This is a genomic window from Streptomyces sp. NPDC079141, assembly GCF_040686775.1.
Taxonomy (GTDB): Bacteria; Actinomycetota; Actinomycetes; order Streptomycetales; family Streptomycetaceae; genus Streptomyces.
Window position 1 is genome coordinate 327,918 of the sequence record NZ_JBFBLP010000006.1, and the last position, 15,444, is coordinate 343,361.

The following is a 15,444-nucleotide window of genomic DNA, read 5'->3' on the forward strand; positions in this document are numbered from 1 at the left end:
CTCCTTCACAGATGGCGGCGTCGGGTCGACACGTGCCGGTCGTACTCATCGCGGGCCTTGACCGCCGACGGACGGGTCGCGGTCTCGGCCACAGGAACATCCCACCAGGCCTGCGCCGGAGGCGCGCCCGACACTGTGTCTGCCGTTTCGGTCTCCACGTAGACACATGTGGGAGTGTCGGCGGCCCGTGCCTCGGCGAGCGCCTCGCGCAGCTCGCGGACGGTCTTCGCGCGCAGCACGCGCATGCCGAGGCTGGCGGCGTTGGCGGCCAGGTCCACCGGCAGCGGCGCGCCCGTGTACGTGCCGTCGGCCGCCTGGAAGCGGTACGCGGTGCCGAACCGCTCGCCGCCCACCGACTCGGACAGGCCCCCGATGGACGCGTACCCATGGTTCTGCACGAGCAGCACCTTGATGGCGATGCCCTCCTGCACGGCCGTGACGATCTCGGTCGGCATCATCAGATAGGTGCCGTCGCCGACCAGCGCCCACACGGGCCGGTCGGGGGCCGCCAGCTTCACGCCGATCGCGGCCGGGATCTCGTAGCCCATGCAGGAGTAGCCGTACTCCAGGTGGTACTGGTCGCGCGACCGGGTCCGCCACAGTTTGTGCAGGTCGCCGGGGAGGGAGCCGGCCGCGTTGATGATCACGTCCGTCTCGTCGACGAGCGCGTCCAGTGCGCCGAGGACCTGCGGCTGGGTGGGGCGTACGTCCGGTTCGTCGGCCTCGTAGGCGGCGTCGACGCGCTGCTCCCAGCGCTCCTTGTCCTCGGTGTACTCGGCGCGGTAGGAGTCGGCGACCCGGTGGTCGTGCATCTCCAGGGCCTCGGTGAGCTCCTCAAGACCGCTGCGGGCGTCCGCGACGAGCGGCATGCCGGCGAGCTTGTGGCCGTCGTAGGGCGCGATGTTGAGGTTGAGGAAACGGATGTCCGGCCGCTGGAAGAGCGTGTTCGAGGCGGTGGTGAAGTCGGTGTAGCGGGTGCCGACGCCGATCACCAGGTCGGCGGTGCGGGCGAGTTCGTCGGCGGTCGCGGTGCCGGTGTGGCCGATGCCGCCGACGTCCTGGGGGTGGTCGTGGCGCAGGGAGCCCTTGCCGGCCTGGGTGGAGGCGACCGGGATGCCGGTGACCTCGGCGAACTCGGCGAGGGCCTCCTCGGCGCGGCTGTGGTGGACCCCGCCGCCGACGACGACCAGGGGCCGCCGGGCCGAGCGGATCGCCGTCACGGCCTCGGCCAGCTCGGTCGGGTCGGCGCCCGGGCGGCGCACCACCCAGGTGCGCTCGGCGAAGAACTCCTCGGGCCAGTCGTACGCCTCGGCCTGCACGTCCTGCGGCAGGGCGAGGGTGACCGCGCCCGTCTCGACGGGGTCGGTGAGCACGCGTACGGCGTTCAGGGCCGCGGGAATCAGGGCTTCCGGCCGGGTGATGCGGTCGAAGTACTTCGACACCGGGCGCAGACAGTCGTTGACGCTGATGTCTCCCGCGTAGGGGACCTCCAGCTGCTGGAGGACCGGGTCGGCCGGGCGGGTGGCGAAGATGTCGCCGGGCAGCAGCAGGACCGGGAGGTGGTTGATCGTGGCGAGGGCGGCGCCGGTGACCAGGTTGGTGGCGCCCGGGCCGATCGAGGTCGTGACCGCGTGCGTGGACAGGCGGTTCGACTGGCGGGCGTAGCCGACGGCCGCGTGCACCATGGACTGCTCGTTGCGGCCCTGGTGGTACGGCATGACGTCCGCGTACTCGACCAGCGCCTGGCCGAGCCCTGCGACATTGCCGTGGCCGAAGATGCCCCAGGTCGCGCCGATGAGCCGCTGCCGTACGCCGTCGCGTTCGGTGTACTGCGCGGCGAGGAAACGGACCAGCGCCTGTGCGACGGTCAGCCGGGTGGTCATCGGTAACCCTCCGTGTGATCGGGGTGGAAGCAGATCCGCCACTCGCGGGTCTCGCCCGGTCCTGCCATGACGTTCAGGTAGTACATGTCGTGCCCGGGCTGGGCGATGGACGGGCCGTGCCAGCCGTCGGGGACGAGGACGGCGTCGCCGGAGCGGACCTCGGCGAGCACGTCGGCGCCGCCCGCCCGGGAGGGCGACACCCGCTGGTAGCCGAAGCCGTGCGGGCCGTCGATCTCGAAGTAGTAGATCTCCTCCAGCTCCGACTCCTCGCCGGGCCGGTGCTCGTCGTGCTTGTGCGGCGGGTACGAGGACCAGTTGCCGCCGGGTGTGATCACTTCTACGGCGATCAGCTTGGCGCACTCGAAGGCGTCGGCGGAGGCGAAGTTGCGCACGTGGCGGGTGCAGTTGCCGCTGCCGCGCTGCTCGACGGGGACCTCCGGCGCGGGGCCGTAGCGGGCGGGGAGTCGTCGCTCGCACCTTGCTCCTGCCAAAGCAAAGCGGCCACCCGCGCCGGAGGCGATCTGTGCCCGGGCGTCCCGGGGGACGTACGCGAAGTCGGTGACCCCCGCGAACACGTTCTCCCGGCCCAGGAGTTGGAACTCGTCGGCATCCACTTGGACGGTACAACCACCGCTGAGGGGCAGCACGATCCACTCGCTGTCCCCCGTGGTGAGGGTATGGCTGCCGCCCGCTCCCAGCTCGACGATCCGCAGACTGCTGTGGGTCCAGCCGGCCCGCTTGGGATCGATGTCGAGCACATGGTCCGCGTCGGCGGTGGTGCCCCTCGGAACGTACAACTCGTTGCTCATGCGGCCCTCACAGCAGTCCTACGGCGGTGTCCACGGCGGCGGCCACATCGCCGTCCGCCGGGTACAGCAGCGAACGGCCCACGACCAGGCCCCGCACGGTGGGCAGTTGAAGGGCGCCGCGCCACTTCTCGTACGCGCCCTCCTGGTCCTCCCCCACCTCACCGCCGAGCAGGACCGCGGGCAGCGTGGAGGTCTCCATCACCTGGGCCATGTCGTCCGGGTTCTCGGTGACCGGGACCTTGAGCCAGGTGTAGGCCGAACTTCCGCCCAGTCCCGAGGCGATGGCGATGGACCTGGTCACGGCGTCGGCGGAGAGATCGTTGCCGAGGCGGCCCTCCGGCGTGCGACGGCTGATGAACGGCTCGACGAACACCGGGAGTCGGCGGGCCGCCATGTCGTCGATCGCACGGGCGGTGGACTCCAGGGTGTTGAGCGAGCCCGGGTCGTCGTAGTCGATGCGCAGCAGCAGCTTGGCCGCGTCGAAGCCGAGGCGCTCGATGTCCTCGGGGCGGTGGCCGGTGAAGCGGTCGTCGAGTTCGAAGCTGGCGCCCTGGAGGCCGCCGCGGTTCATCGAGCCCATGACGACCTTGTCGTCCAGCACGCCGAGCAGCAGCAGGTCGTCGAGGATGTCGGCGGTGGCGAGGACACCGTCGACGCCGGGGCGGCTGAGTGCCAGGCAGAGGCGTTCGAGCAGGTCGGCGCGGTTGGCCATGGCCAGCTTGCGGTCGCCCACACCGAGCGCGCCGCGGGCCGGGTGGTCGGCGGCGACGATCATGAGCCGGTCGGTGTCGTCGAGCAGCGGCCTGCGCCGGCGGCGGGCGGCAGCCTCGGCGATCGCCTCGGGGTGGCGGGTGCGGGTGCGGGTCAGCTCCGCCGGGTTGATGGTCACTTCACGGCTCCCGCGGCGATCGCGGCCTCGACCTCGTCCGGTGTCGGCATCGCCGAGCTGCACTCCAGGCGGGAGGCGACGATCGCGCCGGCCGCGTTGGCGTGGCGCATGATCGTCTCCAGGTCCCAGTCGTTGAGGAGGCCGTGGCAGAGGGAGCCGCCGAAGGCGTCGCCCGCGCCGAGGCCGTTGAGGACGTCCACCGGGAGCGGCGGGACCTCGGCCTGATCGCCCTTGCTGTTGACGGCCAGCACGCCCTTGGGTCCCTGCTTGACGACCGCGAGTTCGACTCCGGCGTCCAACAGCGCCCGCGCCGCCGCGTGCGGTTCGCGGACACCGGTGGCGACCTGGACCTCGTCGAGGTTGCCGACGGCGACGGTGGTGTGGCGCAGGGCCTCGGTGTAGAAGGGGCGGGCCGCGTCGGGGTCGGCCCAGAACATCGGGCGCCAGTCGAGGTCGAAGACCGTCGTACCGGCCTTGGCGCGGTGGGCGAGGGCCGCGAGGGTCGCCGTACGGCTGGGCTCCTCGCTCAGGCCCGTGCCGGTCACCCAGAAGATACGGGCGTCGCGCACGGCGTCGAGGTCGAGCTCGTGGGCGTCGATCTCCAGGTCGGGGGCCTTGGGCTGCCGGTAGAAGTACAGCGGGAAGTCGTCCGGCGGGAAGATCTCGCAGAAGGTGACGGGGGTGGGCAGCCCCTGGACCGGGGTGACCCAGCGGTCGTCGACGCCGAAGTCCCCGAGGGCCTGGTGCAGATAGGCGCCGAAGGGGTCGTCGCCGGTACGGCTGATCAGAGCCGTGCGCCGTCCCAGCCGGGCCGCGGCGACCGCGACGTTCGCCGCCGAGCCGCCCAGGAACTTGCCGAAGGATGTGACCTGCGGCAACGGGACGCCCGTCTGCAGCGGATAGAGGTCCACTCCGATCCGCCCCATGGTGATCAGGTCGTACGCCATCGCGTTCCCTTCGTATCGGCTCTCCCGGCTTTCTAGCCCCGAGCGTGGAGCCCTGTCAATGTTTTGTCCAGACATTCGGACCAGACCTTGACAGGGGTGCCGCCCGCCCCGAAGCTGGCCGCCATGACGCCGTTGTCACCTCAGTCATCCCAGTCCTCACTGTCCCGCATCCGGATCGGGTCGGCTCCCGACTCCTGGGGCGTGTGGTTCCCCGACGACCCCCAGCAGGTCCCCTGGCAGCGCTTCCTCGACGAGGTCGCCGAGTCCGGCTACGAGTGGATCGAGCTGGGGCCGTACGGGTATCTCCCGACCGATCCCGCGGTGCTCGCCGAGGAGGTCTCGCGGCGCGGCCTGAAGGTGTCCGCCGGCACGGTGTTCACCGGGCTGCACCATGGCGAGGGCGTCTGGGAGAAGACCTGGGCGCATGTCGCGGACAACGCGGTGCTGGCCCAGGCCATGGGGGCGTCCCACCTGGTGGTCATCCCGTCCTTCTGGCGGGACGACAAGACCGGTGAAGTGCTGGAGCCCTCGTCGCTGACAGCTGAGCAGTGGCGGAATCTCACCTCGCTGACGGAGCGGCTCGGGCGGGAGGTGCGCGAGCGCTACGGGTTGCAGATCGTCGTCCACCCGCATGCCGACACGCACATCGACAGCGAGGAGAACGTGGTGCGGTTCCTGGACGGGACCGACTCCTCGCTCGTGTCCCTGTGCCTGGACACCGGGCACTACGCGTACTGCGGCGGGGACAGCGTCAAGCTCATCGAGACGTACGGGGAGCGGATCGGGTATCTGCATCTCAAGCAGGTGGATCCGGAGATCCTGGCGGACGTACGGGCGAAGGGGACGCCGTTCGGGCCTGCGGTTGCGCAGGGAGTCATGTGTGAACCGCCGGGTGGTGTGCCTGCGTTGGGGCCGGTTCTGGAGGCGGCGCAGAAGCTGGATGTCGATCTGTTCGCGATCGTCGAGCAGGACATGTACCCGTGCGAGCCGGACAAGCCGCTGCCCATTGCTCAGCGGACTCGGGCGTTCTTGAGGTCCTGCGGAGCGTAGTGATCTGCTTGGATCTGCGGGTCGCGAACTGACGGGAGTCAATGCGCCGCGCCCGCACTCCCGCGTACGCCTTTGCGTCACCTGTGTCACAAACGCCCCCCTTCTGTCACGCATGTCGCGTGTACGCGGGTCCTGCGTCACACCCGGCACACAGGCCCTGCCCTGGCGTCACGCAGCGTCGTTCACGGGGCACAGGCTTTGTGATCGCCAGCGCAGCGCCCGGTACCCCCGACGGCCGCCCCCGGCCGCCGCCGCGGTGCGCGCAGGGAGGTGCAACTCATGACCGACCGACGGCTCTGGTCCTACAAGGAGATCGCGGCGCACATCAAGGTGCAGCCCGACACCGTGCGGTCCTACCGCAAACACGGGCTGCTGCCGCCGCCCGACCACGTGGAGGGCGGGAAGCCCTTCTGGTACGCCGACACCGTCCGGGCGTGGGTGGCCTCCAGGCCGGGCAACCGGGGGCGCAGAGCGGACTGACCTTCCGGAGCCGGCCTGCGCCCCGTGCGTGAGGCGCAGGCCGCGCACCGGCGCTACCACGACTCCGTCTCCGCGGCCACGTCCTTGCGCTCCACCCTCTCCCCTCTCAATCGCAGCCCCGCCAGCGGAAACAGCAGTACCGACAGCATGGCCGCGCCGACCAGTGCCGCCGCCTCGTCGGTGTGCAGCTCCTTCGCGTCGACGCCGATCGTGGTGATCGCCACGACCAGCGGCAGGGCGGTGGAGGCGAACAGGGTGAGGGCGCGCCGGTCGCGGCCGTCCAGGTCGGGCGGGGCCAGTGCGTGCACGGGGAGGCCGCGCACGACGAGGAAGAGCAGCAGGAACCCCGGCAGGAGCAGCAGGGCACGGCCGCCGGACAGAAGCGCGTCGAGGTCGAACTCGATGCCCGTGACGACGTAGAACACCGGTACCAGGAAGCCGAATCCCATCGCCTCCACCTTCTCCGCCACCGACCCGGCGCTCTCGGGTGCCGCACCGTGCAGCACCAGGCGGGCGATCATCCCGGCGGCGAAGGCGCCGAGCAGGGTGTCGAGGCCGAGGGCCTGGGAGAGGCCGAGCATGACCGCGAGGAGCAGCACCACCAGGCGCACGGCGAACTGGCCGCTGCTGTGCAGGGTCGCGGCGATCACCGTGGCGAACCACGGCGGGCGCGGGCGCATCGCCCACCACACCGCTCCGGCGGTCAGCAGCGCGAACGCGGCCAGCAGCGCCGTCGACTCGCCCGGCGAACGCCCGCTCAGCAGCAGGGCGATGGCGATGATCGGCCCGAACTCCCCCACCGCGCCGACGGCGCTCATCACCGAGCCGAACCGGGAGCGCAGGTCTCCGGCGTCCCGCAGGACGGGCAGTACGACGCCGAGGGCGGTGCTGGTCAGCGCCGTGCCGATGTAGACGCCCCGGTCGAAGCCGGAGAGGAGGGTGGCGAGGCCGAGGCCCGCGGCCAGCGAGATCAGCCAGGCCAGCACCGACCGCTTCAGGGGGTCCCCGCGGACCTTGTCGAACTCGATCTCGTAGCCGGCCAGGAAGATCAGCATCGCCAGGCCGAGGTCGGAGAGCGCGTCGATGACCGCGCCCTCGCCCGCCCAGCCCAGCACGTCCGGGCCGGCCAGGATGCCCAGCACGATCTCGAAGATGACCAGCGGAACCGGCAGCCAGCGGCTGATCCCGTGGGCGAGCAGCGGTGCGAGCACCGCGATGGACATGATCAGGATGAGCGTCCCGGCCTGCGACATAGGGGGTGCTTACCATAAAGTTCGGACAAATCCGTCCAACCTGAGGGATTTGCCGTGACCGACTCCCCCACGCCCCCTTCGCCCGGCGCGCCCCAGGCCCGCATCCCCGGACCGCAGCAGCCCCCGTCGGCTTACCCCCGCGCCCGGGCCGGTCTGTGGCGGCGCTGTCTGTGGGGCGGGCTCGCGCTGTGGATGCTGACCGCGCTCGTCACCTACGCCACGAAGAACACCACCCTGCTGCCGACGCTGATCCTGCTCGGCAGCTTCCTGGTGCCCGTCACCTTCGTGCTCTGGGCGTACGAACGGCACGGCCGCGACCTGGGGGTCGGCGTGATCCTCGGCTGCTTCCTGACCGGTGGCACGCTGGGCGTCCTGGGCGCGTCGGTGATGGAGTACTACCTGCTGCACCCGTCCCTGTGGATGTTCGTCGGCGTCGGCCTCATCGAGGAGGCGGTGAAGCTGGGCGCGCTCATGTTCGTGCTGCGCCGGCAGCCCCGGATCCGCGGGCTGCGGGCCGGCCTGGTGCTCGGCGCGACCGTCGGTTTCGGTTTCGCGGCCCTGGAGAGCGCCGGGTACGCCTTCAACGCCGCCGTCTCCACTCAGGGCATCGACCTGCGGGCCCTGGTGGAGACGGAGATCCTGCGCGGGGTGCTGGCCCCCTTCGGGCATGGACTGTGGACGGCGATCGCGGGCGGTGTGCTGCTGGCGTACCGGCGGCCGGACGGGCGCTTCCGGCTCGCCGGGCCGGTGCTCGGGACCTACCTGGGCGTCTCCCTGCTGCACGCCCTGTGGGACTCCACGCACGGGATCGCGGTGTGGCTGGTGGCCCAGCTGACGAGCACGGGGCTGGACCGGCGGCTGTTCGCCGAGGGGTACCTCCCGCAGCCCACCGATGAGCAGCAGCATCTCTTCACGCTGTTCTCGGTCGGCGGCCTGGTTCTCGTCTCGCTGCTCGGCATCGCCTGGGCGCGTTCGCTGTCCCGGCGCGACCCTTCTTGGAGAAATACCCCGTAGGGGTATAGCGTGGTAAGTGCGGGGTTCCCTCCCGGACCCCGCGAGCCCCACATGCCCCGACGAGGAGTAACGACATGAGCGTCAGCGCCACGTACAAGGTCAGCGGAATGAGCTGCGGACACTGTGAAGGTGCCGTCTCCGGCGAGATCTCCGAAATTCCGGGGGTCAGCTCGGTGAAGGCCGTTGCGTCGACGGGCGAGGTCACGATCGTCTCCGACGGGGCGCTCCGCGAGGAGGACGTCCGGGCGGCGGTGGACGAGGCCGGCTTCGAACTGGTCGGCGTCATCTGACCACGGCCGCCGTCCGCGCCTCTGGAGTCGGAACATGTCCACCACCCAGGCACCGATAACCCCCACCTCCGATGTCGAGCTCCTCATCGGCGGGATGACCTGCGCCTCCTGCGCCGCCCGGGTCGAGAAGAAGCTCAACCGTATGGACGGGGTCACCGCCACGGTCAACTTCGCGACGGAGAAGGCGAAGGTCAGCTACCCCGAGGGCGTCGAGGTCGCCGATCTGATCGCGACCGTGGTGAAGACCGGGTACACGGCCGAGGAGCCCGCGCCGCCGCAGCCCGCGCCGGAGGACGAGGCGGCGGCGCCCGAGGATCCCGAGCTGGTCTCCTACCGGCAGCGCTTCACCGTCTCCGCCGTTCTCGCGGTGCCGGTCATCCTGCTCTCGATGGTCCCGGCCCTGCAGTTCGACAACTGGCAGTGGCTGGCGCTGACCCTGGCCTCCCCCGTCGTCGTCTGGGGCGGGCTGCCCTTCCACCGCGCCGCGTGGACGAACGCCCGGCACGGCGCCGCCACCATGGACACCCTGGTCTCGCTCGGCACGCTGGCCGCGTTCGGCTGGTCGCTGTGGGCGCTGTTCTTCGGTGACGCGGGCATGCCCGGGATGCGGGACAGCTTCCGGTTCACCGTCGGCGGCATGGACGCCGCGTCGACGATCTACCTCGAAGTGGCCTCCGGGGTCGTCACGTTCATCCTGCTGGGCCGCTATCTGGAGGCCCGCGCCAAGCGGCGTGCGGGGGCGGCGCTCAGGGCGCTGATGGAGCTGGGCGCCAAGGACGTCGCCGTACTCAGGGACGGGCGTGAGGTGCGGATCCCGGTGGCGCAGCTGGCCGTCGGGGACCGGTTCGTCGTCCGGCCCGGGGAGAAGATCGCCACCGACGGCACCGTCGTCGAGGGCGCCTCCGCGGTGGACGCCGCCATGCTGACCGGCGAGTCCGTGCCGGTGGACGTGGCGGCCGGGGACGCGGTCACGGGGGCGACCGTCAACGCCGGCGGACGTCTGGTCGTCGAGGCCACCCGGGTCGGCGCCGACACCCAACTGGCGCGGATGGCGCGGCTGGTGGAGGACGCGCAGAACGGCAAGGCCGAGGTGCAGCGGCTGGCCGACCGGATCTCCGCGGTGTTCGTGCCGGTGGTCATCGCGATCGCCGTGGCCACCTTCGGCGGCTGGCTAGGCGCCACCGGCGACACCGTGGACGCCTTCACCGCGGCCGTCGCCGTCCTGATCATCGCCTGCCCGTGCGCGCTGGGCCTGGCCACGCCGACCGCGCTGATGGTCGGCACGGGCCGCGGCGCCCAGCTCGGCATCCTCATCAAGGGACCCGAGGTCCTGGAGTCCACCCGCCGCGTCGACACCGTCGTCCTCGACAAGACCGGCACCGTCACCACCGGCCGCATGACCCTCCAGAAGGTCTACGTCGCCGAGGACGCCGACGAGCGGCAGGTGCTGCGGCTCGCGGGCGGCCTGGAACACGCCTCCGAGCACCCCGTCGCCCGGGCGGTCGCCGCGGGCGCCGAGGAACGCGTCGGGGCGCTGCCGCCGGCCGAGCACTTCGAGAACGTGCCGGGGCGGGGCGTACGGGGGCGGGTGGAGGGCCATGACGTCGCCGTGGGGCGGCTGTTCGACGAGCTTCCGCAGGAGCTGGCCCGCGCCCGGGACGAGGCCGAGAGCAACGGCCTTACGGCCGTCGTCGTCGGCTGGGACGGGGTCGCGCGCGGGGTGCTCGCCGTCGCCGACGCGGTCAAGGAGACCAGCGCCGAGGCCGTGCGCGACCTGCGTGCGCTGGGGCTTACGCCGGTGCTGCTGACCGGGGACAACCGGGCGGTGGCCGAGGCGGTGGCGCGCGCCGTCGGGATCGAGCAGGTGATCGCGGAGGTGCTGCCCGAGGACAAGGTCGAGGCGGTACGGCGACTCCAGGCCGAGGGCCGGACGGTCGCCATGGTCGGCGACGGCGTCAACGACGCCGCGGCGCTCGCCACCGCCGATCTGGGCCTCGCCATGGGGACCGGTACGGACGCGGCGATCGAGGCCGGGGATCTGACCCTGGTGCGCGGCGATCTGCGGGTGGCCGCGGACGCGATCCGGCTGTCACGCCGGACGCTGACCACGATCAAGGGCAACCTCGTGTGGGCGTTCGGATACAACGTCGCCGCGCTGCCGCTGGCCGCGGCGGGGCTGCTGAACCCGATGATCGCGGGGGCGGCGATGGCCTTCTCGTCGGTGTTCGTGGTGACCAACAGTCTCCGACTGCGGACGTTCCGTTGAGATCACGGCCCGGCCCCCCTCTGGAGTCCTGCGCGAGCCTCACATAAGCTCTTCACAAGGCTCGCGCATCATCCTTACTCAGGAGCCTCGTTCGCTGTTTCGGGGCCCTTGCGTATCTAACGGACATATGCAAGAGACGCAGATCACAGTGATGTGAACGTAACCATCGAAGGGGTTCGAAGGTCTAAGTTGGCGATGTCAGAAAGCGTCTTGGGGGGCGCCGACTGACATCTGGGGATGTCTTGGGGGACTTCCTCAGAGATGCGTTGCCGGGGCACGTACACCGGGGAGCTTTGAGCGGCCCTCCCGAGCGTGCGCTGTCCCGGCAGACCGCACACCCGAGTGGTACGAGGAGATGTACTCGTTCTGCTCAACGCAGTACGGAACAACAGCGATTCAGGCGCTGATCTCCACAGACGCCCGGCCGGATCCCGTGGGGGGAATCCGCACCGGGACATGGGAAGACGCCCTGGACGTCGGCCCGTGGGGGGACCGGCGCCAGGGCGTCTTCTTTTTTTGCTCACTCTCGGCCTGCCCGGAGGGCAGAACCGGGAATCTACGAAGAGATCAGCGCTCCTCGACCGGGACGAAGTCCCGCTCCACGACGCCCGTGTAGATCTGGCGCGGGCGGCCGATGCGGGAGCCCGGCTCCTTGATCATCTCGTGCCACTGGGCGATCCAGCCCGGGAGGCGGCCGAGGGCGAACAGGACCGTGAACATCTCGGTCGGGAAGCCCATGGCGCGGTAGATCAGGCCGGTGTAGAAGTCGACGTTCGGGTAGAGGCTGCGCGAGACGAAGTAGTCGTCGGAGAGCGCGTGCTCCTCCAGCTTCAGCGCGATGTCCAGCAGCTCGTCGGACTTGCCGAGGGCCGACAGGACGTCGTGCGCCGCAGCCTTGATGATCTTCGCGCGCGGGTCGAAGTTCTTGTAGACCCGGTGGCCGAAGCCCATCAGGCGGACGCCGTCCTCCTTGTTCTTCACCTTGCGGATGAAGGAGTCGACGTCACCGCCGGCGGCCTGGATGCCCTCCAGCATCTCCAGCACGGACTGGTTGGCGCCACCGTGCAGCGGGCCCCACAGGGCGCTGATGCCGGCCGAGATCGAGGCGAACATGTTCGCCTGCGAGGAGCCCACCAGACGGACCGTGGAGGTCGAGCAGTTCTGCTCGTGGTCCGCGTGCAGAATCAGCAGCTTGTCGAGGGCGGCGACGACGACCGGGTCCAGGTCGTAGTCCTGCGCCGGGACCGAGAAGGTCATGCGCAGGAAGTTCTCGACGTAGCCGAGGTCGTTGCGGGGGTAGACGAACGGGTGACCGATCGACTTCTTGTACGCGTACGCCGCGATCGTCGGGAGCTTGGCGAGCAGCCGGATCGTGGAGAGGTTGCGCTGCTTCTCGTCGAACGGGTTGTGGCTGTCCTGGTAGAAGGTGGACAGCGCGGAGACGACCGACGACAGCATCGCCATCGGGTGGGCGTCGCGCGGGAAGCCCTTGTAGAAGTTCTTGACGTCCTCGTGCAGCAGGGTGTGCTGCGTGATGTCGTTCTTGAACGTGCTCAGCTCGTCGACGGTGGGCAGCTCACCGTTGATCAGCAGGTACGCGACCTCCAGAAAGGTCGAGCGCTCGGCCAGCTGCTCGATCGGGTAGCCGCGGTACCGGAGGATGCCCTGCTCGCCGTCGAGGTAGGTGATGGCGGATTTATAGGCGGCGGTGTTGCCGTAGCCGCTGTCCAGGGTGACCAGTCCGGTCTGGGCGCGGAGCTTGCCGATGTCGAAGCCCTTGTCGCCGACGGTGCTGTCGATCACCGGGTAGGTGTACTCGCCGTCGCCGTACCGCAGTACTACAGAGTTGTCGCTCACGTCTTCCCTCACCGACGTTGTGCCTCTTCTTCGAGGTTGCCCTGACTGTCTCTACCATCCCCCATTTGGCGCAGGAGAGTGCACTCGGGGTCGACCATTGGGCCTATTGGCGGCACTCAGTGCCGCCAACCTGCTCATCCTGCCCCCTCCGGACCGGCATCCGGAAGGGCTGTGTGACCTTTCCGACTCGTTTGATCGATCAAATTTCACTCACTTCTCGAGCGGGCGTGGTGAGAGCCTGAAGTCCAGCGCCGTCCAGCGCCGACCGGCCGACACCGTGCGCACCGCCTGGCCGATCGCCTTGCGTGAACCGACGAGCACCACCAGCTTCTTGGCCCGGGTGACCGCCGTGTACAGCAGGTTCCGCTGGAGCATCATCCACGCGCCGGTGGTGACCGGGATCACCACCGCCGGGTACTCGCTGCCCTGCGAACGGTGGATGGTCACCGCGTACGCGTGCGCCAGCTCGTCCAGTTCGTCGAAGTCGTACGGGACCTCCTCGTCCTCGTCCGTCAGCACCGTCAGGCGCTGGTCGACCGGATCGAGCGAGGTGACCACGCCCACGGTGCCGTTGAAGACGCCGTTCTTGCCCTTCTCGTAATTGTTGCGAATCTGGGTGACCTTGTCGCCGACCCGGAAGACCCGGCCGCCGAACCGCTTCTCGGGCAGGTCGGGGCGGCCCGGCGTGATGGCCTGCTGGAGCAGGCCGTTGAGCGTGCCGGCGCCGGCCGGGCCGCGGTGCATGGGCGCCAGCACCTGGACGTCCCGGCGCGGGTCGAGCCCGAATCTGGCCGGAATACGGCGGGCGGCGACGTCGACGGTCAGGCGGCCGGCCTCCTCGGTGTCGTCCTCGACGAAGAGGAAGAAGTCCTTCATGCCGTCGGTGACCGGGTGCTGCCCGGAGTTGATCCGGTGCGCGTTGGTGACCACTCCGGACTGCTGGGCCTGGCGGAACACCCGGGTCAGGCGTACGGCGGGGACCGGGCTGTCGTCGGCCAGGAGGTCGCGCAGGACCTCGCCCGCGCCGACGGAGGGGAGCTGGTCGACGTCCCCCACGAAGAGCAGGTGGGCGCCCGGAGGGACGGCTTTCACCAGCTTGTTGGCCAGCAGTAGGTCCAGCATCGAGGCCTCGTCCACCACTACTAGGTCGGCGTCCAAGGGGCGGTCCTTGTCGTAGGCCGCGTCGCCGCCGGGCTTGAGCTCCAGCAGGCGGTGGACGGTGGAGGCCTCGGCGCCGGTGAGCTCCGCGAGGCGCTTGGCGGCGCGGCCGGTGGGGGCGGCGAGGACGACCTTCGCCTTCTTGGCGCGGGCCAACTCTACGACCGAGCGGACCGTGAACGACTTGCCGCAGCCGGGGCCGCCGGTGAGGACGGCGACCTTCTGCGTCAGCGCCAGCCGGACGGCGGCCTCCTGCTCGGGGGCCAGGTCGGCGCCCGTGCGGTCCTTCAGCCAGGCCAGCGCCTTGTCCCAGGCCACGTCGCGGAAGCCGGGCATGCGGTCCTCGTCGGTGCGGAGCAGGCGCAGCAGCTGGGCGGAGAGGGAGAGTTCGGCTCGGTGGAAGGGGACGAGGTAGACGGCTGTGACGGGGTCCCCTCCGTCCCCGCCGTCCGGGCCGGGCACCTTCTCCCGTACGACGCCGGGGTCCTCGCCCTCCTCGGGCGGTGCGGCCAGTTCTGCGAGGCACTCGATGACCAGGCCCGTGTCGACCTGGAGCAGCTTCACCGCGTCGGCGATCAGGCGCTCCTCGGGCAGGAAGCAGTGGCCCTGGTCCGCGGACTGCGAAAGGGCGTACTGGAGGCCCGCCTTGACGCGTTCCGGGCTGTCGTGCGGGATGCCCACGGACTGGGCGATGCGGTCGGCGGTGAGGAAGCCGATGCCCCAGACGTCGGCGGCCAGTCGGTAGGGCTGGTTCTTCACGATGGAAATCGAGGCGTCGCCGTACTTCTTGTAGATGCGTACGGCGATGGAGGTGGAGACCTCCACGGTCTGGAGGAAGAGCATGACTTCCTTGATCGCCTTCTGTTCCTCCCAGGCGTCGGCGATCTTCTTGGTGCGCTTGGGGCCCAGGCCGGGGACCTCGATGAGGCGCTTGGGCTCCTCTTCGATGATCTTCAGGGTGTCCATGCCGAAGTGCTGGGTGATGCGGTCGGCGAAGACCGGGCCGATGCCCTTGACCAGGCCTGAGCCGAGGTAGCGGCGGATGCCCTGGACTGTGGCCGGCAGGACGGTGGTGTAGTTCTCCACGGTGAACTGCTTGCCGTACTGCGGGTGGGAGCCCCAGCGGCCCTCCATGCGCAGGGACTCGCCTACCTGGGCGCCCAGCAGTGCGCCTACGACCGTGAGGAGGTCGGCGCTTCCTCTGCCGGTGTCCACTCGGGCGACTGTGTAGCCGTTGTCCTCGTTGGCGTATGTGATGCGTTCCAGGACGCCTTCGAGCACGGCGAGGTGTCGCTCGCCGGTCCCCGTTGCTCGATCCATGAGGCGACGGTATCGGGCCTCGCTGACAGTCGGGGTGGGGGTGTGCCTGCGGCGGCCCGTTGCGGTTCGGTGGGGGTTCGCGTAGCGCCATCGGCGGTGCCGTGAGTCGGGGCCGCGCCGGGGGGGTCCGTCCTCGGACCGGCGGTGCTGTGGGTTTGGGGGGTGGTGTGTCTTTACGCCGGCCTCTGCGGGCGGACACCCCCCGACACGTCACCTTCCCGCCGTGGG

12 protein-coding genes are annotated in these 15,444 nt (G+C 70.2%); 5 read left to right on the forward strand and 7 right to left on the reverse strand.

Annotated elements, in window-relative coordinates; all coding sequences use genetic code 11:
* Positions 1-5: 5 nt before the first annotated feature.
* Genes iolD through iolC form a run of 4 tightly spaced genes read right to left on the reverse strand, consistent with a single transcriptional unit; the run spans position 6 to position 4,528 of the window.
* The gene (iolD, locus tag AB0Q90_RS20005; protein ID WP_363160344.1) at positions 6-1,883 is read right to left on the reverse strand and encodes a 3D-(3,5/4)-trihydroxycyclohexane-1,2-dione acylhydrolase (decyclizing); all 1,878 of its coding nucleotides are present in this window, start codon (positions 1,881-1,883) and stop codon (positions 6-8) included.
* Positions 1,880-2,692, reverse strand: coding sequence for a 5-deoxy-glucuronate isomerase (gene iolB, locus AB0Q90_RS20010; protein ID WP_363160345.1), 813 nt, complete (start codon positions 2,690-2,692; stop codon positions 1,880-1,882). The genes iolD and iolB overlap by 4 nt, the downstream gene beginning before the upstream one ends.
* Before the next feature lie 7 nt (positions 2,693-2,699).
* Complete coding sequence (locus AB0Q90_RS20015; protein WP_363160346.1) at positions 2,700-3,581, reverse strand: deoxyribose-phosphate aldolase; 882 nt, start codon at positions 3,579-3,581, stop codon at positions 2,700-2,702.
* Positions 3,578-4,528 carry a 5-dehydro-2-deoxygluconokinase gene (gene iolC, locus AB0Q90_RS20020; RefSeq protein ID WP_363160347.1) on the reverse strand — a complete coding sequence of 317 codons (951 nt, stop codon included), beginning with the start codon at positions 4,526-4,528 and terminating at the stop codon, positions 3,578-3,580. The genes AB0Q90_RS20015 and iolC overlap by 4 nt, the downstream gene beginning before the upstream one ends.
* A gap of 123 nt (positions 4,529-4,651) precedes the next feature.
* On the opposite strand from iolC, the gene AB0Q90_RS20025 reads away from it, so the two are divergent.
* Both AB0Q90_RS20025 and AB0Q90_RS20030 read left to right on the forward strand, forming a co-directional pair.
* Positions 4,652-5,578 (forward strand): sugar phosphate isomerase/epimerase, encoded by a 927-nt coding sequence (locus tag AB0Q90_RS20025; RefSeq protein WP_363160370.1) that lies wholly within the window; start codon positions 4,652-4,654, stop codon positions 5,576-5,578.
* Positions 5,579-5,857: 279 nt separating this feature from the next.
* Positions 5,858-6,058, forward strand: coding sequence for a MerR family transcriptional regulator (locus tag AB0Q90_RS20030; RefSeq protein WP_190069091.1), 201 nt, complete (start codon positions 5,858-5,860; stop codon positions 6,056-6,058).
* Positions 6,059-6,111: 53 nt separating this feature from the next.
* Here the strand turns inward: AB0Q90_RS20030 and AB0Q90_RS20035 are convergent, their stop codons facing one another.
* On the reverse strand, positions 6,112-7,311 hold the full coding sequence (locus tag AB0Q90_RS20035; RefSeq protein ID WP_363160348.1) for a cation:proton antiporter: 1,200 nt from the start codon (positions 7,309-7,311) through the stop codon (positions 6,112-6,114).
* 54 nt (positions 7,312-7,365) lie between these two features.
* Between AB0Q90_RS20035 and AB0Q90_RS20040 the strand changes: the two genes are divergently transcribed.
* From AB0Q90_RS20040 to AB0Q90_RS20050, 3 genes are all read left to right on the forward strand, one after another.
* Positions 7,366-8,325 (forward strand): PrsW family intramembrane metalloprotease, encoded by a 960-nt coding sequence (locus AB0Q90_RS20040; RefSeq protein ID WP_363160349.1) that lies wholly within the window; start codon positions 7,366-7,368, stop codon positions 8,323-8,325.
* A 74-nt stretch (positions 8,326-8,399) separates the two neighbouring features.
* Positions 8,400-8,615 (forward strand): heavy-metal-associated domain-containing protein, encoded by a 216-nt coding sequence (locus tag AB0Q90_RS20045; RefSeq protein WP_363160350.1) that lies wholly within the window; start codon positions 8,400-8,402, stop codon positions 8,613-8,615.
* A 34-nt stretch (positions 8,616-8,649) separates the two neighbouring features.
* The gene (locus tag AB0Q90_RS20050; protein WP_363160351.1) at positions 8,650-10,881 is read left to right on the forward strand and encodes a heavy metal translocating P-type ATPase; all 2,232 of its coding nucleotides are present in this window, start codon (positions 8,650-8,652) and stop codon (positions 10,879-10,881) included.
* A gap of 567 nt (positions 10,882-11,448) precedes the next feature.
* Here the strand turns inward: AB0Q90_RS20050 and AB0Q90_RS20055 are convergent.
* Both AB0Q90_RS20055 and AB0Q90_RS20060 read right to left on the reverse strand, forming a co-directional pair.
* The gene (locus tag AB0Q90_RS20055; RefSeq protein ID WP_363160352.1) at positions 11,449-12,738 is read right to left on the reverse strand and encodes a citrate synthase; all 1,290 of its coding nucleotides are present in this window, start codon (positions 12,736-12,738) and stop codon (positions 11,449-11,451) included.
* 210 nt (positions 12,739-12,948) lie between these two features.
* Complete coding sequence (locus AB0Q90_RS20060; RefSeq protein ID WP_363160353.1) at positions 12,949-15,216, reverse strand: ATP-dependent RecD-like DNA helicase; 2,268 nt, start codon at positions 15,214-15,216, stop codon at positions 12,949-12,951.
* Positions 15,217-15,444: the final 228 nt, after the last annotated feature.

Bases quoted from the DNA above. Each gene is read 5' to 3' on its own strand.
- iolD (WP_363160344.1), bottom strand. From the start codon at position 1,883: ATGACCACCCGGCTGACCGTCGCACAGGCGCTGGTCCGTTTCCTCGCC.
- iolB (WP_363160345.1), bottom strand. From the start codon at position 2,692: ATGAGCAACGAGTTGTACGTTCCGAGGGGCACCACCGCCGACGCGGAC.
- iolC (WP_363160347.1), bottom strand. From the start codon at position 4,528: ATGGCGTACGACCTGATCACCATGGGGCGGATCGGAGTGGACCTCTAT.
- AB0Q90_RS20025 (WP_363160370.1), top strand. From the start codon at position 4,652: ATGACGCCGTTGTCACCTCAGTCATCCCAGTCCTCACTGTCCCGCATC.
- AB0Q90_RS20030 (WP_190069091.1), top strand. From the start codon at position 5,858: ATGACCGACCGACGGCTCTGGTCCTACAAGGAGATCGCGGCGCACATC.
- AB0Q90_RS20035 (WP_363160348.1), bottom strand. From the start codon at position 7,311: ATGTCGCAGGCCGGGACGCTCATCCTGATCATGTCCATCGCGGTGCTC.
- AB0Q90_RS20045 (WP_363160350.1), top strand. From the start codon at position 8,400: ATGAGCGTCAGCGCCACGTACAAGGTCAGCGGAATGAGCTGCGGACAC.
- AB0Q90_RS20050 (WP_363160351.1), top strand. From the start codon at position 8,650: ATGTCCACCACCCAGGCACCGATAACCCCCACCTCCGATGTCGAGCTC.
- AB0Q90_RS20060 (WP_363160353.1), bottom strand. From the start codon at position 15,216: ATGGATCGAGCAACGGGGACCGGCGAGCGACACCTCGCCGTGCTCGAA.